Origin of the sequence: Streptomyces sp. ISL-66 (assembly GCF_018614135.1) — a bacterium.
Taxonomy (GTDB): domain Bacteria; phylum Actinomycetota; class Actinomycetes; order Streptomycetales; family Streptomycetaceae; genus Streptomyces.
This window is the reverse complement of sequence record NZ_JAGGOW010000077.1, coordinates 1-18,947: the sequence shown is the minus strand read 5'-3', so window position 1 is coordinate 18,947 and position 18,947 is coordinate 1. Positions and strand designations below refer to the sequence as shown.

General features: G+C 71.7%; 27 protein-coding genes. 10 read left to right on the top strand and 17 right to left on the bottom strand.

What is annotated here, in order from left to right; translation table 11 throughout:
* Window positions 1–28 precede the first annotated feature (28 nt).
* From J7E97_RS16125 to J7E97_RS16110, 4 genes are read right to left on the bottom strand one after another with little or no spacing between them, the layout of a single operon-like run.
* Window positions 29–298, bottom strand: coding sequence for a hypothetical protein (locus J7E97_RS16125; RefSeq protein ID WP_251054637.1), 270 nt, complete (start codon window positions 296–298; stop codon window positions 29–31).
* A complete protein-coding gene (locus J7E97_RS16120; RefSeq protein ID WP_215027610.1) occupies window positions 295–741 on the bottom strand; it encodes a hypothetical protein in 447 nt (148 codons plus the stop codon). The genes J7E97_RS16125 and J7E97_RS16120 overlap by 4 nt, the downstream gene beginning before the upstream one ends.
* Window positions 738–1,634 (bottom strand): hypothetical protein, encoded by an 897-nt coding sequence (locus tag J7E97_RS16115; RefSeq protein WP_308346530.1) that lies wholly within the window; start codon window positions 1,632–1,634, stop codon window positions 738–740. The genes J7E97_RS16120 and J7E97_RS16115 overlap by 4 nt, the downstream gene beginning before the upstream one ends.
* A 32-nt stretch (window positions 1,635–1,666) precedes the next feature.
* On the bottom strand, window positions 1,667–2,440 hold the full coding sequence (locus J7E97_RS16110; protein WP_215027608.1) for a hypothetical protein: 774 nt from the start codon (window positions 2,438–2,440) through the stop codon (window positions 1,667–1,669).
* Window positions 2,441–2,717: 277 nt separating this feature from the next.
* Here J7E97_RS16110 and J7E97_RS16105 point away from each other — a divergent pair, with 277 nt between their 5' ends.
* Together J7E97_RS16105 and J7E97_RS16100 are read left to right on the top strand one after the other, a co-directional pair.
* Window positions 2,718–3,050, top strand: a complete 333-nt coding sequence (locus J7E97_RS16105; protein WP_215027606.1) for a hypothetical protein — start codon at window positions 2,718–2,720, stop codon at window positions 3,048–3,050.
* 92 nt (window positions 3,051–3,142) lie between these two features.
* The gene (locus J7E97_RS16100; RefSeq protein ID WP_215027605.1) at window positions 3,143–3,433 is read left to right on the top strand and encodes a hypothetical protein; all 291 of its coding nucleotides are present in this window, start codon (window positions 3,143–3,145) and stop codon (window positions 3,431–3,433) included.
* Between the two features lie 32 nt (window positions 3,434–3,465).
* Here J7E97_RS16100 and J7E97_RS16095 read toward each other — a convergent pair whose 3' ends face one another.
* Window positions 3,466–4,515, bottom strand: a complete 1,050-nt coding sequence (locus tag J7E97_RS16095) for a tyrosine-type recombinase/integrase (protein WP_215027604.1) — start codon at window positions 4,513–4,515, stop codon at window positions 3,466–3,468.
* A gap of 108 nt (window positions 4,516–4,623) precedes the next feature.
* Between J7E97_RS16095 and J7E97_RS16090 the strand changes: the two genes are divergently transcribed.
* The 8 genes from J7E97_RS16090 to J7E97_RS16055 all read left to right on the top strand — a co-directional run bounded on the left by J7E97_RS16090 (window position 4,624) and on the right by J7E97_RS16055 (window position 10,183).
* Window positions 4,624–5,103 (top strand): hypothetical protein, encoded by a 480-nt coding sequence (locus J7E97_RS16090; RefSeq protein WP_215027603.1) that lies wholly within the window; start codon window positions 4,624–4,626, stop codon window positions 5,101–5,103.
* A gap of 140 nt (window positions 5,104–5,243) precedes the next feature.
* On the top strand, window positions 5,244–5,426 hold the full coding sequence (locus J7E97_RS16085) for a hypothetical protein (RefSeq protein WP_215027602.1): 183 nt from the start codon (window positions 5,244–5,246) through the stop codon (window positions 5,424–5,426).
* Between the two features lie 121 nt (window positions 5,427–5,547).
* Complete coding sequence (locus J7E97_RS16080; protein ID WP_251054636.1) at window positions 5,548–5,787, top strand: hypothetical protein; 240 nt, start codon at window positions 5,548–5,550, stop codon at window positions 5,785–5,787.
* A gap of 604 nt (window positions 5,788–6,391) precedes the next feature.
* Window positions 6,392–6,634 carry a hypothetical protein gene (locus J7E97_RS16075; RefSeq protein WP_215027600.1) on the top strand — a complete coding sequence of 81 codons (243 nt, stop codon included), beginning with the start codon at window positions 6,392–6,394 and terminating at the stop codon, window positions 6,632–6,634.
* Window positions 6,635–6,694: 60 nt separating this feature from the next.
* Window positions 6,695–7,591 (top strand): hypothetical protein, encoded by an 897-nt coding sequence (locus J7E97_RS16070; protein ID WP_215027598.1) that lies wholly within the window; start codon window positions 6,695–6,697, stop codon window positions 7,589–7,591.
* 125 nt (window positions 7,592–7,716) lie between these two features.
* Entirely contained in the window at window positions 7,717–8,346 is a 630-nt protein-coding gene (locus J7E97_RS16065) for a hypothetical protein (protein ID WP_215027596.1), read from the top strand.
* Between the two features lie 173 nt (window positions 8,347–8,519).
* Window positions 8,520–9,908 (top strand): 3'-5' exonuclease, encoded by a 1,389-nt coding sequence (locus J7E97_RS16060; protein WP_308346528.1) that lies wholly within the window; start codon window positions 8,520–8,522, stop codon window positions 9,906–9,908.
* A 17-nt stretch (window positions 9,909–9,925) separates the two neighbouring features.
* Window positions 9,926–10,183, top strand: a complete 258-nt coding sequence (locus tag J7E97_RS16055; RefSeq protein WP_215027594.1) for a hypothetical protein — start codon at window positions 9,926–9,928, stop codon at window positions 10,181–10,183.
* Between the two features lie 351 nt (window positions 10,184–10,534).
* On the opposite strand, the gene J7E97_RS16050 is transcribed toward J7E97_RS16055, so the two are convergent.
* From J7E97_RS16050 to J7E97_RS15995, 12 genes are all read right to left on the bottom strand, one after another.
* The gene (locus J7E97_RS16050; RefSeq protein ID WP_215027592.1) at window positions 10,535–12,106 is read right to left on the bottom strand and encodes a hypothetical protein; all 1,572 of its coding nucleotides are present in this window, start codon (window positions 12,104–12,106) and stop codon (window positions 10,535–10,537) included.
* 70 nt (window positions 12,107–12,176) lie between these two features.
* Window positions 12,177–12,908: a hypothetical protein gene (locus tag J7E97_RS16045; protein WP_215027590.1), complete on the bottom strand. Its 732-nt coding sequence runs from the start codon at window positions 12,906–12,908 to the stop codon at window positions 12,177–12,179.
* An 84-nt stretch (window positions 12,909–12,992) separates the two neighbouring features.
* Window positions 12,993–13,361 (bottom strand): hypothetical protein, encoded by a 369-nt coding sequence (locus tag J7E97_RS16040; RefSeq protein ID WP_215027588.1) that lies wholly within the window; start codon window positions 13,359–13,361, stop codon window positions 12,993–12,995.
* 29 nt (window positions 13,362–13,390) lie between these two features.
* Window positions 13,391–13,747 (bottom strand): hypothetical protein, encoded by a 357-nt coding sequence (locus tag J7E97_RS16035; RefSeq protein WP_215027586.1) that lies wholly within the window; start codon window positions 13,745–13,747, stop codon window positions 13,391–13,393.
* Window positions 13,744–14,505 (bottom strand): hypothetical protein, encoded by a 762-nt coding sequence (locus tag J7E97_RS16030; protein WP_215027584.1) that lies wholly within the window; start codon window positions 14,503–14,505, stop codon window positions 13,744–13,746. Before J7E97_RS16030 ends, J7E97_RS16035 begins: the two co-directional genes overlap by 4 nt.
* Window positions 14,502–15,587: a DnaB-like helicase N-terminal domain-containing protein gene (locus J7E97_RS16025; RefSeq protein ID WP_215027582.1), complete on the bottom strand. Its 1,086-nt coding sequence runs from the start codon at window positions 15,585–15,587 to the stop codon at window positions 14,502–14,504. Before J7E97_RS16025 ends, J7E97_RS16030 begins: the two co-directional genes overlap by 4 nt.
* Complete coding sequence (locus J7E97_RS16020; RefSeq protein ID WP_215027580.1) at window positions 15,584–15,742, bottom strand: hypothetical protein; 159 nt, start codon at window positions 15,740–15,742, stop codon at window positions 15,584–15,586. Before J7E97_RS16020 ends, J7E97_RS16025 begins: the two co-directional genes overlap by 4 nt.
* Window positions 15,739–17,454, bottom strand: coding sequence for a DNA cytosine methyltransferase (locus J7E97_RS16015; protein ID WP_215027578.1), 1,716 nt, complete (start codon window positions 17,452–17,454; stop codon window positions 15,739–15,741). Before J7E97_RS16015 ends, J7E97_RS16020 begins: the two co-directional genes overlap by 4 nt.
* Window positions 17,454–17,729 carry a hypothetical protein gene (locus J7E97_RS16010; protein ID WP_215027576.1) on the bottom strand — a complete coding sequence of 92 codons (276 nt, stop codon included), beginning with the start codon at window positions 17,727–17,729 and terminating at the stop codon, window positions 17,454–17,456. The genes J7E97_RS16015 and J7E97_RS16010 overlap by 1 nt, the downstream gene beginning before the upstream one ends.
* A complete protein-coding gene (locus J7E97_RS16005) occupies window positions 17,726–18,010 on the bottom strand; it encodes a hypothetical protein (protein WP_215027574.1) in 285 nt (94 codons plus the stop codon). The genes J7E97_RS16010 and J7E97_RS16005 overlap by 4 nt, the downstream gene beginning before the upstream one ends.
* A gap of 85 nt (window positions 18,011–18,095) precedes the next feature.
* Window positions 18,096–18,245, bottom strand: a complete 150-nt coding sequence (locus tag J7E97_RS16000) for a hypothetical protein (RefSeq protein WP_215027572.1) — start codon at window positions 18,243–18,245, stop codon at window positions 18,096–18,098.
* A gap of 1 nt (window position 18,246) precedes the next feature.
* Window positions 18,247–18,576 (bottom strand): hypothetical protein, encoded by a 330-nt coding sequence (locus J7E97_RS15995; protein WP_215027570.1) that lies wholly within the window; start codon window positions 18,574–18,576, stop codon window positions 18,247–18,249.
* Window positions 18,577–18,947 lie beyond the last annotated feature (371 nt).

Genomic DNA, 18,947 nt, shown 5'->3' with positions numbered 1-18,947 from the left:
CGGGCGCCCTCTCGTGTGCGGGGTCGGGTCAGCGCTCGACGACGTCCTTGTCGGGGTCGCGGTGGACCAGGTCCACGACCAGGTCGCGGCCGACGGGCACGATCGTGACGTCCGGCGGCGGGATCTCCTTGGTCGGGTCCGCCTCGGGGAGCGGACCGCAGTGCCCGTCACAGCCCTGGCCGTCGTGGATCGTGCAGGTGTAGCGGTGGACGCGGGTGCCGTCGTCGTGGAGCTTCCAGCCCTCGGCATCGCGGGGGCCAACGTCGTACGCCATGGCGTTCTCGGGCTCGGTGCTCACCGCTCCTCCTTCGTGGTGCGCTCGACGCCGGGCGGGACCTCGTCGGCCGCGAGGTCGGCCAGCTCGGCGGCAAGTCGGTAGATGGCGCCGGCGTCCGGGTGCCCGACGTAGGTGACGGCGATGACGTTGCGGACCAGCCACCCGGCGCTCGTCGGGGAGAAGGACGGCGCGCTGCGGGTGCACAGCCGGTGGGTGCCCCGGTCGACCTGGCCCAGCTCGCGCCGGGTGTCCTCCAGCCTGCGCAGGTCGACGGTCGGGCGCTCGGCGGTGCGCTGGGCGGTGATGACGCTGTCGAGAACGGCGCGCATGGCCGGGTAGGCGGCGCTCCAGTGCTCGACCAGCCGCTGGGCGCGGGGGAGGTCGATGTGCCGGTAGGTCCGCACGGTCGCCACGGTGAGGGCGGACGCCTGTCGGCGGGGCGTGGCGGTCTGGGTCTGGGTCACTTCTGGCTCCCGTACAGGTGGGGGATCAGGGTGTCGAGCAACCGGTAGAGGTCGGTGTGCTCGGTGACGGCCGGGTCGGCGATGTCCAGGTGGCCCAGCCTCCGGGACCGGGTGGTGAGCCGGGCGGAGACGAAGCGGAAGCCGTGCGGGTGGCCCTCCCACTGCTGGGGCTCGGGGTCGTAGGTGAACGTGGCGAGGATCTCGACGCTGCGGCGGGCGTGTTCGGCGCGGGCCTCGACGGTGAGGCTGATGGTGTCGCGGCTGTCGCCGTGAGTCTGTGCGGAGACGGGGGTGAAGCCGGGCAGGGGGCTGATCCCCTCGGTGAGCAGTCCCGCCTCGCCGGTGACGTAGGCGCGCTCCTCGCCGTCCTGGTAGCGGATGAGCAGCTTGCTCTCGCCCGTCTTGCGCTCCTCGCCCATCAGGCCGGGGAACTGGAACCGGCTGTGGCTGTAGGCGTGCCACAGCGGGCGGGTGGTCTCGACGTCGGCGTGCTCGCGGGCGCAGCGGTTGCACAGCTGCTCGTCGTCGGCCGCGACCACGGTGGCGAAGGTGTCGATGCAGGAGAAGCACATGAAGCCGTGGATGTCCCGGTCCCAGCGGGGGATCGGGCTGCACGCCAGCACCAGGTTCCCCCAAGACCCGACGGTCGCGGTGACGGTGTCCTGGCGGCGGCCGGCGTACTCGGCGTAGACGGCGGCGGCGCGGTCGTGGCCGTGGACTGCGACCAGGGCGCGGGCCCATGCCATCTGGACCTCCTTGGCCTCCTCGGTCATGTCGGGGCGGCCGTTGTAGGGGACCAGGGCACCGAGACCGGAGTCGTCGGCGAACAGACGCTCCATCTCGGCGAGCAGGCGGGCGCGGGTGGTCTGCTGGTTCTGGATGGTCGGTAACACGGTGGGCTCCTTCGGCGGGCCGAGTGGTGTGGTTACTGGACGGGCTGAGCGAGGCGGAGGGTCTGCGAGGCCAGCTCCATGCGGCGCTCGTGGGCCTGGTCGAGGTTGGCGCGCAGCGCGTAGGCGGTCACGCCCGGCTCCTGGTCGAGGTCGGCCATCGCCTCCTCCAGGGCGGGGTGCCCGGCCTCCTGGATCTGCCGATAGGCGGCCTCGTCCCTGGGGGAGGAGCAGAAGAACGGGCGCTTACGGGCGCTCTCGGCGCGCTCGTTCCACATGTCGATGGCGATGCGGGCCTCGTCCACCGAGAGGACGTAGGCGTGGTGGGCGGCCAGCCACGCGGCGGCGCTGCTCAGCGCCTCCCAGCGCAGTTCCACCTGGTGCAGCAGGCGGTCCCGTTCGGCGCGGGCCACCTGCTCGCGGGCCAGCCGGTCACGGACGTCGGCGTAGCGGTAGGTCGTGTCCATCAGGCCCACCAGGCGCATGCCCTCGGTCTTCGCCTCCTCGAGGCCGGCGTCGGGGTGCTCGGCCCGCCAGCGCAGCAGTGCGGCGTCGAGCTGGGCGTCGAGCTGCTCACCGATGCCGGTGAAGCCCTCGATGTCGAGGGGGGAGAGATTGGTGATCACGCTGGTGCCTTTCGGTCGATGGTCGGGGTCGATGCCCCGGGATCGCAGGTCGGCGTAGATGGTCGGGCGGCTGGTTCGCGCGGCCTCGGCGAGGGCGGAGACGGTGGTCTCGCCCGCCTGCCAGGCAGCCGCGACCAGGTCGGCTCGTCGTCCGGGGGTGGACCAGTCACGCAGACGGGTCATCGCGGCTTCTCGTCTCGTGCTCACCCCAACACCATCGCGTCAAATGGTTTTACATGGCAAGTCAGTTGACAGTATCCGGCTGGATCGAAGCCTCGGTCGGCCGAAACCCATCCGGTCTCCGACTCGATGCGCCCCGGTTCACTCCATGCGCCCCAACGCGCCCTGTTCGCACAGGAGTTGGACGGCCGTTGCGTGTCAGTGGCTGGAGCTACCGTCGTGAGTGCGCCCGATCGGGCCAGCTCTCTTCGCTCCTCCCGACTGCCCCGAGGAATCGCTGATGGCAAACGTCCGTGGCCACTACCGGAAGAACGGCAGCTACGTCCGGCCGCACACGCGCAGGAATCGACCCGGCTCCGCCTCCCCTCGTCCAGCGATCCCCCGCCAACGGTCGGCTCCGGGCGCGACCACGAACGTCCGCGGCCACTACCGGAACGGCTCCTACGTCCGACCGCACACGCGCCGGATCAGCGGTCCGGTCGTGGTGGCGGCCGGCGGGGGCGGGCTGCTGCTCCTGATCGTCGTCCTGCTCGCGCTCTTCGGCGGCAGTGGGGAAGCGCCAGCGGGGACCTCTCCTTCTCCCCTTGCCAGCACTACCGGGGCGCCCCGGTAGTAGGCACGGCACAGAGCAGGCCCCGGACGGCTTCGTCCGGGGCCTGGAGAAGGGCGCACGACCCAACCCCGCACGCCCATAGGGTGACCGCCATGGATGACCGTGCTACCTGCCCCACCGTCTCCGACGACGTCGACTTTCTCGGCGGCCCCTACGGTGGATCGACCCAGACCCTCGCCGCGCGCCCCGGGGCGCCGGACGAACTGCCCGCCTTCCTGTTCTGGTGGGGCCCTATCGAGAACCCCGAGCAGGAGGCCGCCGGACGTACGGCGGAACAGGTCGCGGAGACCCGCCCGCACTACCAGCTCTCTGGCACCAGTGGCGAGACGGGGCGCCCTCAGTACGTGTGGTGCGCGCCGCTCACCCCGGCCTCCCGCGACTGACCACGCACCCCGGGCCCTCTCGCGGGCTCGCTCTACAGCACGCCGATCAGGGCGTTGTCCTCCCACTGGTCGACGATCTCCAGGTATCCGGCGAGGACCTTGGAGTGGGGGGCCCAGCCGCCCTGTTTGGCGATGACGATCTGGTCGTGGCCCTTGAGCCGGGCGGAGGTCGCGAGGCCGCGGCGGGGGCTGTGGCCGGTGAAGCGGATCTCGATCCCGGCGCGCTGGCCGGCGCGGGTGACGACGTCGCCGACGGACTCGGGCTGCAGTCCGCTCTTCATGACGGTGTGCCAGCGCGGGTGCAGGCGCCGGAAGGCGGGCCCGTCCGGGTCGTCGAGCTGGGCGGCGTCTTTCCAGGCGGTCCACGCGCGGACCGGGCAGATCGCGGGGCGGGAGCCGTACGGCACGGGAACGATGCGCGGGCGGACCTTGGAGACCCGCATGTCGGCGATGAGTCCGCCGGCGTCGTCGGCGTAGTCGCGCATCCGGTTGGCGGCGATCTCGTGCTCGCGCCCGGCGACGGCGAAGTGCATGAGGACCATGGCCCGGTCGCGGATGCCCATGAGGTTGTCGGGGCAGGCGGCGCTGATCGCGGTGAGGTGGTCGACCAGCAGGGGCGGGGCCTGCCCGCGCCCGCGCTGCTCGCCCTTCTCCTCCATCTCCCTCACCAGCTGCTTGAGCCGGTTGCGGGCGAGGCGGGCCACTCCCTCCTCCAGCTTCACGCCGTGCTCGGTGCGGGCGGACACCACGGTGCCGGTGACCCGGCGGCCGATGGTCGAGGGCGCCATGCAGGTGCCCGGCTTCGAGCCGGGCCGGGTCCACAGCCACTCGACGAACATCACCAGGGTGCCGGGGGTGACGGCGAGCAGCGGTACGTCGTGGTCGGTGGAGAACTTGCTCCAGCTCGCCCAGTCCTGGGCGTAGCCCTTGCGGGTGTTCTCCGGTCGTCCGTCGGCGACCACGCGCACGGCCTGGCCGTCGATGTGGTCCAGCGCCATCCGGGTGGCCGCGTCGAAGTCCTCCGGCCGTACCAGCGGCGCCGGGATGACGACCGGTTCGACCGCTGTCTGATGCTCTGCCACTGACCGCCCCGTTCGCCGGATTTGCCACCGGTTCTTAATCCCGGATATCGGGAGGTTATCCCGGGTGAAGATCCGGAGGGGGAGCGGCGTCCCACTATCGTGGGCGGCATGACCTCACGGCTCGACGACGTCCTCGGCGCGCTCTCGCTGGAGGACCGGCTGGAGATCGTCCGGCGGGTCCGGGTCGGCGCGCTGACCCTGCAGGACGGCGACCGCGTGAGGGCCACCCACCGGCTGCGCGGGACGCACCTCGACGAGCACCTGGAGGCGGAGGGCGAGGACTGCTGGGAGCCGTACGACGTGCCCGCCGGCACGCTCGGCCGGGTGCTCCGGGTCCGGCACTACGTCACCCCGTTCCCGTACCGCGTGGCCTTCGACACCGGCATCGAGCTGAGCCTGGCCGCGGGCGACGTCGTCCGCACCGGTGAGCAGCCCTCCGAGTGGGAGCGCGAGCAGGACGAGACGCTTTGGCACATCCCGGAAGGGGACTTCCTCGGGAGCCGCTGTTCGCGGTGGATCCACCGGGTCGCCCGGCCTTGCCCGCAGTTCGCCGCTCACGTCGGGCCGTGCGGGCTGCCGCCGCGGTGACCCCGGCTTCGCCCGGGACGCGGGCCCCGGGCCGGGCTCGCGGAAGTTCTTCGCGGCGGGATGCTGTCGCACACGGTGCGGGACCTGGCTAAGGGGTGGAGGCGGGGACCCCCGTCACCTCCCTGAAGGAAGGCCATCTCGTGGAGACGATCCACTTCGTCGGCGGCCCGCTCGCCGGCCTCACCCTGCCCTCGTCCGTCCCGGCCCCGTGGAAGGGCGGCTGGTACCGCTTCGAGGCGGGCGACCGGTGGACGCTGTACGTCCCGGCGTACCGCGCGGGCCGCGAGGTGCTGGCGCAGCCGCGGGTGCAGACCGGCCGCTGACGGTGCCCGGCGGCGGCAGCATCGGCCGGACACAGGGCGCACCGCCGGGCCGCTCCAGTCTCGCGCACCCCCGGCGACCGGTTCGGCGGGGGTGTCCGGTTCGGGTGTGACGGTGCGGCCCATGAACTGGACGAAGAACCTCCTGCCCCGTCGCTCGATCCTCTCGGTCCTGACGGCCCGGCCCTGGAGGGAGCTGTACGCCTGGGTGCTGGCCGGCCTGCTGGTCGACGCGGTCGCCCGCTGCGGCGGCAACGGCTTCGACCCCGGGTCGGTCTGGGACATGGCCCTCGGGTGCGCGGCGCTCGGGGCGATACGGACCGGGCTGCTGCGGGGGTTCGCCGTCGTAGCCCGGGAGGACTGACGCCCCGGGTCGCGGACCCCTTTCTTACGCGTGCGCGCGCGTAAGGGGGGTCCAGTAAGTCCAGAAACCCCTCGCGCTGATGAACCGGGGCAGCGCCCCGTCAGGAGCAGGCCCGTACCCCCGCCTCGCTCGTGCCTCACGAGGACGGATCAGCATGGGGGTACGGCCGTATCACGGACGTCGAAACAGCAGTACACCCAAAAGGTGCGATGACCAGGCGAAACAGCCAGACCCGTACCCCCGCTGCGCGGAAAAGGGGGAGGGGTACGGGTCAAGAGGGTACGGACTGTTTCCCCTGATGTTCCAGGCTTCCGCTAACGCTCCAGCCGTGGAACAGCGATGGCGACGACAAGGAAGCGAAGGGCATAAGGGAACCTGATAACACGTGTCCCCCGGATCCTCGCTCCGCTCGGCCTCTCCGCTGGGCTCCGAGGACGTGTTAGTCGGCATAGCCGACGGGTTCCACCGTTCGCTACGCTCGCCGATCCGTCGGCCGCTGGCGCTCCCTCCGGCTATGCCCAGCGCTGCGCTTCGCGCGGCGCGCGTGGAGCGGTGCAGAAAGTGCAGAAACTATCCACAGGGCCCGGCGTCGAGGCTGGCCCGCATGGACAAGAACCTGCTCTACAAGATTCGTTGGTACCTGCGGCAGACCGCTGCCTCGCTGGTGGGGGCGGTCCTCGCGGGGGCCGTCGTCTGCTGGGCCGCCGGGGACGGCCTCGACCCCGGCGACTGGACGCACATGGCCGCGGGCACCGTGGTGTTCATGCTGGTGTGGCACGTGACCGTGAACGTGCTGCTGCGGTCCTGGGTGCACCGGCACCCGGACGGGCGGCCCGACCAGCGGTAGCCCGGTCCCGGGAACCTTCGTTGTCCAGCACACCACAGGGCGGTACGCGACAATCGGCGCGTGCCGCCCTTCCCTTCCCTCGTCGCGCTCGACGGGCTCCTCGACGACCTGGGCGTCGGCGAGGCCCGCCGGCGTCAGCTCTCCATGGTCCGCGGGGAGCTGGAACGGGCGCTGGCCCGCGACGCGCTGCCCGTCGGCGCCCGGCGCAGTCTGCAGCGGCTCCTGGAGGAGTCGGCGCTCGTCCCGTACGTACGGCTCGCCGAATCCGGCGCGCTGCGGCACCGGCGCCTCGGCGGCGGCTTCCCGCCCACGTCGGAGCCGACCAACGCGATCCGCCGGACCTGCCTCGACCTGCTGCGCGAGGCGCTCGGCCTGCCCGCGCTGCACCTGGGCGGCGGCGAGGTCGCGCTGCAGCCCGCACCGGAGGCGGCCACCCTGGCAGCGCTGTACCGCCAGCTCGACCAGTACCTGGGCGGGCCGATGTCCCCGGCGCAGACCCGGCTGACCGCCGTGCTCGCCATCGAGCTGGACACCGGGGCGCGCAGCGGGGAGCTGGTCGCGCAGCGCCTCGGACACCTGGCGGAGGGCAACACCGCGGTGTACGTCGAGCGGCGCCCGCAGGGCGGCCCGGTCGACGGCGAGGGAGAGTGGATGGAGACCTCGCCGCTGACCCGGGCCGCGCTCGATCGGTGGCTCCCGATCCGGGCGGAACTGGTCCAGCGCGCCCACGGCACGACGAAGTTGTGGGTGTCGCTCTGGGTGAACCACGACGGGATCCTCGACGCGGACGGGGCCACGGTGATCCGGCCCGCCGGGATGCCGCTGGAGGAGAACGGGCTGATCACCAGCTACAGGGTCGGCCGGCTGCGGTACGAGGGGCTGCGCCCGCTGCTCCCCCTCAAGTTGGAGCGGCTGCGGCGCGCGGTTGACGCCGAACGCCAGCGCACCGGGGCCTAGTTCCTGTCGCTGTTGCTGCCTGACCTGGTCTTTTCTCCCGAACGGGAGCCGCGCCGCCGAAGGGCTTGTTATCAGAGAGAGCGGGGCGTCTTGAGCTTCTTTAAACGACGTCGTTTACTGAGGACATGGCGAAGCAGCGCATCACATTGCAGCTCTCGGTGCAACAGGCGGGCCGTCTGAGGCTGCTGATAAAGAAGCACCGGGAAGCCGAAACCCAGTTCGTCAATGAGCTGGTGGAAGAGCGGGCGGTGAACCTGTCCGCGCCGGGCTCACCCGCTCGGGAACGGGAGGTCGCACGCCTCCGCCGACAGGCCCGGATGGAAGCCGCGGAGGTGCGGCCTGACCTGTGGCCTGCGCTCGACGTGCTCATGGGCCGGGCCCTGCGGGCCCGCCTGCAGCTGCCGGACACGGCGGGGCCGTGGCTGCCGCTCACCCCTGCTGAGCTGACCCGGCTGTCGCTGTCGGGCCGGTGGCCGGCCTGCCTCTCCGGGTGCGAACACGGCACGGCGGAGCGGGCATTCACGCTGGATGAGGACTTGGTGCTCTGGCTGCGCACGGCGGCCTGGCGCATCTCCGAACCCATCCTCAGGGAGCTGGAGGAGAAGAACCTCATCGGGCTGCAGCGGGACATGAGCGAGGAAGCCCGCGCGGAGCGTGAGCGGCTCGCGGCGCAGCTGTACCCGTCCAGCAGGATCGCCCGGGAAGCGGTCGAGGATCACTGGCCGACTCCCCTGCAAGCGATCCCTGCGGCCTGAGGGCCCGCAGGATTTATAACGACGTCGTTTACAGAAAAGCGGAACGCGCGCGCGTCCATATTCGGCGCCTATTGCATCTCGCCATTCATTAGGCGGGAATGTTTGAATTGGCGCGGAAAGGGGTTTATTGCTGCTACGGTTTCCATTCCCTCGACACCTTCCGGGAGGTAGGAGTGAGCAGCACTACGACAGTCACGGAGCGGGTCCCGTCCAGCCGCACGGAGACGGATCCGGGCCGGGTCGCCCGGGGAGTGCCCCGGGACCACATCGACGGCGTCCCCGTGTACGGGTGGGGCAAGGCGCCGGGGCATCTTCGGACGCAGACCCAACTCGGTGAGGCGCGGCTCAAGGTGGCGGAGGGTCAGCTGCCGCTCGCGTACCTCCGGCTGCGGAAGCACGGCGATGTCCCGCTGTACGACCCGGCCAGCGCGGAGAAGATGGCGCCGCTGGCCTCGGCGGTCAAGGCCCGGATGGAGAAGCGGCGGACCTGCCCGGAGTGCGGCAAGGTCCGCCAGCACATCGTGCGCGGGAAGCGGTGCTCGGCCTGCGAGAGCAAGGCGTACGCGGAGCAGCGGCGTCTGGCGGCGCGGACCTGCCGGGACTGCCGGGAGGTGGCGGCTCGGCGGCTGCCGGTGCACGGCCGGTGCCAGGGGTGCCGTCGGACGCAGCTCGCCGCGCAGCGGGAGAAGGCGGTGGCGTGGGTCGCGGAGGTCACCGTGTGCGCCGGGGAGGACTGCTCGGTGAGGCTGGTGACGAAGAAGGAAGCGGTCGCCTACCAGAAGTCGCAGGGGGCGGACCGCTCCTGGTGGCACCGGGCCTCGCACTGGCCTCGCCGCTGCGCTCCGTGCACGGCGGCTGAGGAGCAGCGCCAGGAGGAGCAACGCGCGAAGTGGGAGCTGGCAGATCGGGAACGGCGGGAGGGTGAGCGGCGGGCCGCGCAGGAACGCAAGGACTGGGCCGCTGCCGCTCTCCTCGACCCGACCGTGGTGGTGCTCGATACCGAGACCACCGGCCTGCACGGCGAGGCGCGCATCGTGGAGATTGCGGTGCTGTCCTCCGGCGGCGACGTCCTCCTCGACACCCTCCTGGACCCGGGGGAGCCGATCCCCGGTGAGTCGTCGTACATTCACGGAATCACGGACGCGGACGTGGCCGGGTCTCCGACGTTCTCGGAGGTGCTGGTCCGGCTCGCCGACGTGCTCATCGGCAAGCGGGTGCTGATCTACAACGACGTGTACGACGTCGAACGGCTCCGGCACGAACTCACGCTGCACTACGCCCGGGAACAGGAACTGGGCAAAGCCCGGGAGCAGGCGGCCGCCTGGCTCGACGGCATGCGGTTCGAGGACGTGATGATCCCGTACAGCCAGTGGTACGGCGATTGGTCGGACTATCACGGCGGCTACCGGTGGCAACCCCTCGGCGGAGGCCACCGGGCGGCGGGGGACTGCAGGGCTGTTCTGGACTGCCTGGCCGCGATGGGGCGGCCCGCCGGCGGCGAGGCGGACGCGTCCGACGTGGCGCTCGTCGGGGCGGGCTGGGGCGAGGGGCAGGCGGGCTGATGCCGCAGATTCGGCTCATGGGATCCGACTCCGCCCAGGTCGAGAAGACTGCCGCGGCCGTGGTGCGGGCGCTTCGGGCCTGGCCGGAGGTGACGGTCGGGGATGTCTCCGACCCGGTGCCCAACCGGCGCGGTACGGGGTGCCGCATCTACGTCGAGGTGCTCGCCATCGGGGTGGACGACTCCTTCGAGGTCACCGTCGAGCGGGCCGACGGCGGGCCCGCGCAGCGTGCGGCGCTTCCCGCCGGCCGCGCGCTGCGCTCCCGGCGTCGCTGACTCCGGGGGCCTCACGCGGGGGCCCGTTTATGAAACCTGCCCAGGTCGGGGCGGGCTGCCCAGCACTCCGCGCGCGCGGAGCCGCTCCAGGTCGTCCATGCTTCCAGGCCGGTGCAAGGGGTGGGCGGCGACGTCGGCCTCGGCCGCGCGGACACGGAGGGCCGCGGCGGCCTCGGGGGCCTGGGCCGCGTGATCGTGCTGCGGCCGGGGACCGTGGCCAAGAGGACGGCGCGGGGTGCTCATGGGGCGATCGTGCGGATTGGGCCCGGCGCCGGGCGAGTTGGACGAACGGGCCCTCATTCGAGGGCCCGTTTCTATAAGAGGTGCGCAAGGGCACAGGTCAGGGCCTGGTCAGCGTCGGCTGGGTGCGTTGTTCAGGTACTCAAGGCGCTGCTGGGCCATCGACAGATGCCGACGGTCGAGTGTGGGGAGCGCCCGCAGCAGGCTGATCAGCTCGGGGCCGCACGCGCGCGCCTGTGCCGGGTCTGTCAGCTGGGTCCAGCAGTAGTGGGCGCTGCTCGCGGTGGCGAGGACCTCGGGGGCGTCGACCGCCTGATGCGCAAGGCGGGTCCGGCCGGCGGCGATCCACAGCTGCGTCGCCAACAGGTAGTTGCCCTCCGACTTGGCAAGATCCGCTCGGATCTCGACCCACTGCGTGGCCTGGGGCGAGTCGATCCCGTGCGTCTGCAGCGCGTGCTGCTCCCATGCCTGGGCGAGCCGCGCGGCTTCGCGGAACTGCCCAGCCTGGGCAAGGGCGTGGATGTTCGGGCGCGGGTCCTGCTGGACCGGCGCCGGTGCCGGTGGCTGAGCCGGGGCCGCTTGGGGCTGAGGCGCGGCGTACGCCTGTGGTCTCGGGGTGGGCTGAGGAACGGGTGGGCGGACCGGGGCGGGCTGCTGCGCAGCGGGTGGGGCGGCGGGCGCGACCGGGTGCGGGGCCCGTACGGGCTGCTGCTGGGGCTCCGCCTGCTGTTCGTGCTGCGGCAGCACCCACCGGCCGCGCGAGTCGGCGGAGGGCCTGACGGGCTGCGGAGAGGCGATCTGCTGCTGGGGAACCGGCTGGTCCTGCACCACTGCGGGCGGAGGTACATGTACTGGGGAGGGGGACAGGTACTGGTAGTCATCGGTGAGAGCCGACGGAACGCGCTCCAGCCCCGGCGCTACCTCGCGGGGCTCGGCCCGGCGCCGACGGTCGGACAGGACAGAGGTGTCCCCAGCGAGCAGTCGCTGCAGGTTGCTCATCACCGGCAGGCGCTCGGGCTCGATCGCGGGGGCGGCGGGCAGGATCAGGGCGCCCGGGGGCAGGTCCGCCGCGGCGACGGTGAGGGCGTGCAGCCGGGGCGCGTTGGGCCGGTCCGGGTGGCGGCGCAGCTGCTCGATGAGGTGGTGGGTGTAGGGGCTGACGCCTCCGGAGCCGGGGTATCCGGGCGGGCTGACGACCCCGTAAACGGCGGCGTTGGCCGCGGAGAGGCTGCCCTGCCCCTGTAGTTCGGCCCACGCGGGCTTGTCGGCGGCGAGGTCGAAAAGAAGGATCGTCCAGCCTGCGGGCCGGCTGCGCAGCTCGTTGGTGAGCCACTCCCAGGGCAAGGCCGTGTAGCGGACGTTCATGGTGTTGGTGCTGGTCTGGGCAAGGTGGAGGCGGCGCCCTTTGCGGTCCACGGTGAGGCGGCCGGAGAGGTAGACCAGGAGCGGGCCCGGGGTGGCTGCGGCGTTCCTCAGCCGCAGCAGCAGGGTGTTCTGGTCGCGCACGCCGTCGAGGTGGACGACGTCGGCCGGCACCGTGCTGTCGAGCAGCACCGGCACGGGCACGGTGGACAGCGCCGCGAGGTTGGCGCTGGGCGCCACCTGGACGGTACGGCGATGGGCCGCTCGGTCCCCGGCGATCAGTAGTACGTGTCCTCGCTGCTCCGCCCCGTTGATCTGCATGTCTGCACGGTACTCACAAGCCGAAAGCCCCGGCGGACAGTTCCGCCGGGGCTCGGTGCTGGGGGGTCTCTCAGATGTCGAAGTCGTCGTCGAAGCTCGGGATCTCCGGGGCCGGCGGTTCCGGCGCGGCCGGTTCAGGCGGGGCCAGCTCGAAGTCGGGGGCACTCCGCCAGTCGTTGGCGGCGAGGGTGTCGGCGCTGATCCCGTCCTGGGCCAGCTCCTGCGCGTACGGGGCGAGAGGGTCGCCGGTGATCCCGTCCTCGGCCAGTTCCTGCGTGTACTGGTCGAGGGTGGCCTCCTCGGGGGTGGGCGCGAGGTACAGGTCCCGCTCTGCCTCCAGCTTGGCCTTGTACTGCTCCAGCTCGGCGATGCGCTGGTCGTAGGCGGCCTGATCGTAGTGACCCGACTCCAGGTCCTCGGCGGCGTATTCGAGCTGCTCGGGGTACTCGGTCAGCCGGTTCTCGATGTCCTGGAAATGGGGGTCGTCGCGGATGCTGTCGACCTCGCCGTGCAGCATCTGCGCGCCCAGCTCGGGGGCGGCGTCGGCCGACGTCAGCAGGCCCCAGGTCGAGGAGACAGATCGGTCCTCGTCATAGGGGGAAATCAGCTGGTGGGTCTCGCCGTCGCGCGTCGTCATCCAGAGACCTTGCCGATCCGAGCCGTCGTCCAGGTAGGCGCGGACGTAGGTCACCTGCGGGACCTGACGCGTGCGGGTGGTCTCGCCCACGTCGTAGGTCTCGGTTACCTGCCCGATGCCCTTGGACTCGACGATCTGTAGGCCCTCCCAGGAATGCTCGCTCATTGGTTCCTCCTCATGGCGCCAGTCCCCCGAACGCTACTGGTCGGGGGACTGGCAGTGGGTTGGGTTAACGGGTACGGCCGGGTGCTACAGGTCGATGTCCTGCTCGTGCTCCCTGTCCGGCGTGGGGTTGGACGGGGTCGGCTGGAAGTGCCGGGTGTGGGTGGCGTGGTCGAGGGCGCGTCCGGTGAATCCGGGGTTGCCGTCGCTGCGGTGCTGCTGCTCGGCGTCGGTGATCTCCTGGGTGGTGACTCCGGCGGCGTTCACCAGGTGTCGGGCGTGCGCGGCCTCCATCTCGTAGGCGGCGATCTGCCCGGTGGTGACCTCCTTGCCTGCGACGGTCAGCTGCTCCAGCTCGGCCGCCGTCTTGTCGAGCTGGGAGAGGACCGGCAGTAACCCGGTGATCTCCGTCTGGCGGACGTCCTCCTCGGGCTTCTGCTCTGCGGTGTCGCTCATGTCGGTGCCTTCCTTGTCGGTGGTGCGGACTACAGCGCGATGTCGATGTCGAAGTCGTCGTCGGGCTGGGGCGGCGAGGGGCCGCGGGCGTGCTCGCCCTGGCCCCGCTCGGGCGGCCAGACCGGCCCGTTCGGGCCATGCACGGTGACCTCGTCGCCGGGGTGCACCTCGGCCTGGACGTGGCCCCGGTAGACCAGGGAGCCGCTGTCGAGGAACTGCAGCGAGGGGTGGGTGCGTACGTCGTCGGTGGGTCGTACGGCGTCGCGTTCCGTGAGTGCGGTGGAGTCGACCGTGCGGCCGTCGATGGCCAGCCCCTTGGGGGAGACCTCGACGACGTGGCCGCGCCACTGCCGGATCAGCCGCCCGAGGGGCGCGGTCGGCTTCACCGGGCCTGTTCCTCGCGCTCGGCGGCCGTCAGCTCGCGCGGTGCCTCGTGGCCGGCGGCCTTGAGCAGTGCGGCGACCGACAGCTCGTCGCCCGGGGCCACGGTGCGGGAATCGCGGGCCTCGCTCGCCGCGACCAGGGCGTCGACCGTCTTGCTGATCGCCTCGACGCGGGCCACTTCGGTGCGGTGCATCCACTGGGCCTCGGCGACGCGGGTCTGTCCGTCGATGACGGCGAGAACCTGCTGGTTACGGCCCTTGGTCTCCTCCATCACCCGCTCGTGGCGCTGCTCGCGCTCGACACGACGGTCGCCACGCCACAGGGGTGCGGCAACGGCGTAGATGGCGGCGGTGCCCAGCAGCCACATCAGGGCACGCAACGGCCAGTCGGGCGTCCAGGCCGTGATGCCGAGAAGGGCGAGGGTGCCGCCCGCCGCGAACGCGAACCGGGTGATCTCCTTCTCCCCGTTCTGCTTGGCGGCTGACACGGTGCCGGCTGCGGCGGCGAGCACGGCCAGCGCCCCGGTGATCCAGAGCGGCTCGGTGGAACCTTCGGGCAGGCGGTCGTGCCATGCCCAGGCCAGCCCGGTGGCGGCCGTGGTGACCAGTCCCGGCGCGACGCGGCCGAAGTGCTCCCACAGCACGCGGGCGGCGGAGCGAACCGGGGGCAGCGGCTCGACATAGGCGATGTACGGTGCGCTGATCTGGTGCTCACGGGCGAGCAGGTGCATGGCGGGATCGAAGGGGACGGGCTCGTTCACAGGTTGATCTCCATCTCATGCTCGGGGGCTGTGGGTTGGGTGTCGGCGGGCCCGACTGGGGCGGGCTCCGAATCGCGGGCCAGCTCCGGCTCGCGCTCGGCCTGGTGGACGCGCTCGCGGTCGGCGATGGCGGGCTGCATCGCCTGCTCGGCGTGGTCGACCAGCGCGGTCGGGGCGAGTTGGGGGTGCAGGGCGAGGTCGCGCATGTGGTGGCCGGTGGCGTCGAGTCGGTCGAGCACGGCGGCGCCCAGGACGTGTTCGCCGGTGTAGGCGGCGGTGCCGCCCATGCCGGCGCGCTCCAGTTCGTCGAGGACCTGGCTGCTGGGCTGGGCACCCGGGCGCCGGGCTGCCTCCCACGCGACGGTGACCGTGTCGATCGGCGCGTGCCGGTCGTGCAGGGTGGTCATCGCCTCGTAGACGGCGGCCAGTCGCTTGTCGGAGAAGTCGGCGGACCGGAGCCATCCGGTGACCTCGGGCAGCTGCCTCGGCTGCCACAGCAGGGACGCGACGGTCTCCGCCTCGGCCTGCAGGTCCACCCGGGCCCGTGTAGTGCGCGGAGCCAGCTGGATCGGTTCCTCGGCGGGGGTGTCGAGCAGGTTCCGTACCGTCTCCGGTGCCGCTTTCCAGGCGCTGTCCAGGGCTGCGAGCCGGTTTCCGGTCCGTTCGATCTGGTCCAGCGCCTGCCCGGCCTGGTCGACCTCGGCGTGCTGCGCGGTGTGCCGCAGCTCGTTGCCCGCGTGCTCGACGGACCGGTGGATCGCGGCCTCCACCGTCATGCCGCCGTACAGCGCGGCGTTGCGCGGCTCGGGGCAGGCGCTGGCCAGCTCCGCAATTCGCGACGGGGTCAGGCACCGGCGCAACCCCTGGTCCTCGATCCGGGCCACGGCCGCGGTGACGGCGGCCGGCACCTCGTTGGTGGGCACCGTGCGGAAGTCGATGCTCTGCATCGCCGTCCAAAGGGCTCCCAGGTCGGGGCTGGAGAACGCGCCGGCGGGCACCCATCGCATCGCGGGCAGCGCCTCGGGGCGAAAGAGCATCGCCCCGAGCAGTGCTTCCTCGGCCCGCCGGGTCCGCCGGTTCACTGGACTGCTTCCGGCTCGTCCTCGGTCGGCCCGCTGACGGCCGGGGCCACACGCTCCTCCGGTCCGGCGGCGTGCTGCTGGTCCCCGAGCAGGTCCAGGTCGAGGCCCAGCTGCAGCCCGCCGTTCATCTCCGGATCGAATGGCGTGCGGGTCATGCCGCCTCCGCCCGGTGCAGGACGGCCCGCAGCCGGGACCCGATCCAGGTACCGACCTGCGGGGAGACGGCGTTGCCGAACCCGTCGACCTGGTCGCGGGCCGATCCCCAGACGGTGAAGGTGCCGCGGTAGTCGTTGAAGTCGACGTCGAAGCCACAGCCGCGGCCGATCTCGTGCGCCGCCATCATCCGGTAGAAGCAGTCCTCCAGCGGAAGCTCGGCGAGCGACGCCTGCCACTGGGCCATGAGCAGCGCGGTCGTGTCGCGCGAGGTGAGTGTGCCGAGCGGGTCCGTGATCGGGTGCGGCGCGGTCTCGTTCCCGGTGGGACCGTTCTGCTTGTACCAGCCGGCGGCCGTCAGTACCGCCGGGATCTGCTCGGAGGTGAAGGTGGGCATCGCCTCGCTGTGCAGCGTGGGAATCGTGTTCTTCCGGTACGGGAGGACACCGGAGGACAGCAGGGCGAGGGTCTCGGAGCCGACCTGGGTGGGCAGCGGCTCCCCGGCGCCGCGCGCGGCGCCCTGGAAGTTGTCCACCGCGAGCGCCATGGTCGGCACGACCGGCCCGCCAGGGGTGTCCTGCGCCCACAGCGGCTGGACGACCGGACCGGTCGACAGGATCGCGGTCTCCTGCTGGCTGGTCTGTGTCGCCATCGGCTGCAGCAGAAGCCGCTCCGAGCCGTGCACGCCCTTCGCCGGCATGAGAATCGCCGGGAAGTCGGCGAAGCGGCGACGGCAGCGCTCAGCACGCGCCATCGACGACCGCGCCAGCGGCCCGACGAAACCGTCCTTGAAGGTCTTGATCGGCTTGTCGCCGATGCGCATGCCAAGGTTGCTGAGGTCGAGCGCGGCCATCGACGGCGTCATCGGCGGGACGACTGGGCGGCGGCAGGACGGGCACCGGTACTCGTACTGCCTGCCGTACGTCACGGTTCCGCTGGCCGGGATGCCGGTCTTCCACGTCCACACCGCCTCGACGTCCGCGTCGCAGCGCCCGCAGCGCGACACCGGCCGGTGCTCAAGGTCGGGCATCGGCAGGGACTTGTCGACGAACACCCAGTAGCCGCGGTCCCGGGATTGCGGGACCCCGAAGAACTGGCTGTTGAGGTACAGGACCTTGTGCCGGTAGCCGAGCAGATCGAACTGGCTGAGCCACCACCGGTAGGTCGAGCCGTCCCCGACCTTCTGGCGGCCCGGAAGCGCGGGCCCCCATGAGGTGAGCTGGGTGGTGCACTCGACGAGGATCAGCCGCGGGTGGTGCTGGGCGGCGTACTGCAGGACGCAGTTGGCGGTGGCCCGGTCCCGCTCGGACCTGGTGACCCGCGCCTCGTAGTCCGGGTCCTCCAGCTCGAACAGCGTCAGGCCCTGCTCGTAGGCCCTGACCGTGTTCGCGAGTGAGTGGTTCACGCAGCTCACCCCGGCGGCCAGGAGATCGGCCGGAGGGAGATCGCTGGCGGAGTGGTAGTCGGCGGCCTCGGGGTCGACCAGGTCGGCGATCCAGTGCTCGGCGTCGGGGTGATTGCGCTCGTGGACTCGAACCTTGTACTCGTTGTGGTTCGCGGCCATGATCGTCGTGAATCCGGCGTCCCCGATGCCCTTGGTGAGCCCTCCGAAGCCGCTGAAGAGGTCGACGGCGACGTACTCGTCGTGGCGGAAGCGCCGATGCCTGGCGGCCGGCCGGTGGGTGGCTGTGCTGCTGCGCGTCTTCGCCTCCATCACGCCCCCTTGATGGCGCGCCAGAAGCCGATGAGCACCAGCACGGTGATGACGGAGACGACGATCGACCCCTTGCCCGTGGCGCGGAGGATCTGGAACAGATCGAGCTTCAGGCGGGCGGCGACCGCGATGACGATGCCGGCGTAGGTGAGGATCCCGGCCCCGCTCATCGAGCCGAGTCCGGCCCCGGCGTGCAGGAAGAGGAAGGCGACGACCACGGCGGCGAAGACGGCGCCGACGGCGGTGCGCCGCTCGTGGGTCCAGTTCCAGGTCATCGGGTCACCGCCGTACGCGGGCCGGGAACCGGGACCTCGACGGTGGCGGCCTCGACGGCGGCCAGGCAGTTGCGCATGCGGGCCTGGGCGGTCTCGGGCCACCGGCCGAACTCGTAGGCGACCGTGGCCTGGGCCTGGGCCGGACCGTCGACACCGAGCCGGTGGGCGGTCTCGTGGATGAGCTTGCGGGTCCGGGCCGGGTCCACGTAGTCGGCGGTGGTGGCCTCGGAGACGAACAGGAGGTTCGCCAGTCCGGGGAGGAAGGGGGAGTTGGAGCGCACAGCAGCCTCCGGAAGGAGAAGAAGGGGGTGCCGTCCGCCCCGGGCGGGGGCCGTGCCTCAGCCGCCCGGGACGAACGGGGGCGGGTCAGTGGCCGGTGGTCGTCTGGGACGAGGAAGCGGCCTGGGCGGCGCGCTCGGCGATCAGCCGGGCGGCCTCGGCGCGGGCGGCGTCGGCTCCCTGCTGGGCGGCCTCCGCCCTCTGCAGCGCGGCGTTGGCCGCGGGGTCCGGGATCACGTCAGCTGGCGAGCAGCGAGCGCGGGCGGGTGGGCTGCTGCTGCGGCTCGGGCTGCCGGCCGTCCCGCTCGTGCGGGGTGGGGCGCATCGGGAGCGGCGTCTTGGCCTTGCTGTGCACGGCGTTGTCGCAGACGGCGGTGCCGGTCCGGGTGACGACGCTCTCGAAGTCGCGGCAGTCGCGGCACGTGGCCCCGATGCGGCCGGTGACGGCCAGCCTGCGCGGTCCGGCGACGACCGACAGGGCGCGCTCGCCCTCGGGGGAGAGGCGCAGGGCGGGGAGGTCGTCGACCTGGAGGGTGATGCCGGGGAGGATGCTGAGAGACTGGTTCACGGGGATCCCTTCCACATAGGGGTGTCCTGGTCCGGAGGGCGTTCGCGCGCCTGTCCGGGCATTGCGCCGGGGCCTGCAAGCCCCGGTGGAGAGGGTCGGTACCGGGCAGCAACCCGGGGTCCGGCCCTCTCGCATTTCCATTAACCTCCCCTCCGGCCAGTTTGTCAACAATCTGGGATTCATGAGTTCTGGAATGTTGGCAAGCATGATTGTTGGCAGTACAGTTGTCGTGGAAGTCCGCAAGCCACGAAGCCAACCGAGGGGGCCATAGGGTGCTCGCAACACTGGAACGAGTCACATCAGGAGCCAAAGTGCCGCAGCAGGGCGAACCCCAGGAGCCTCAGACGCCCGAGCAGGACCAGGCCGACGAG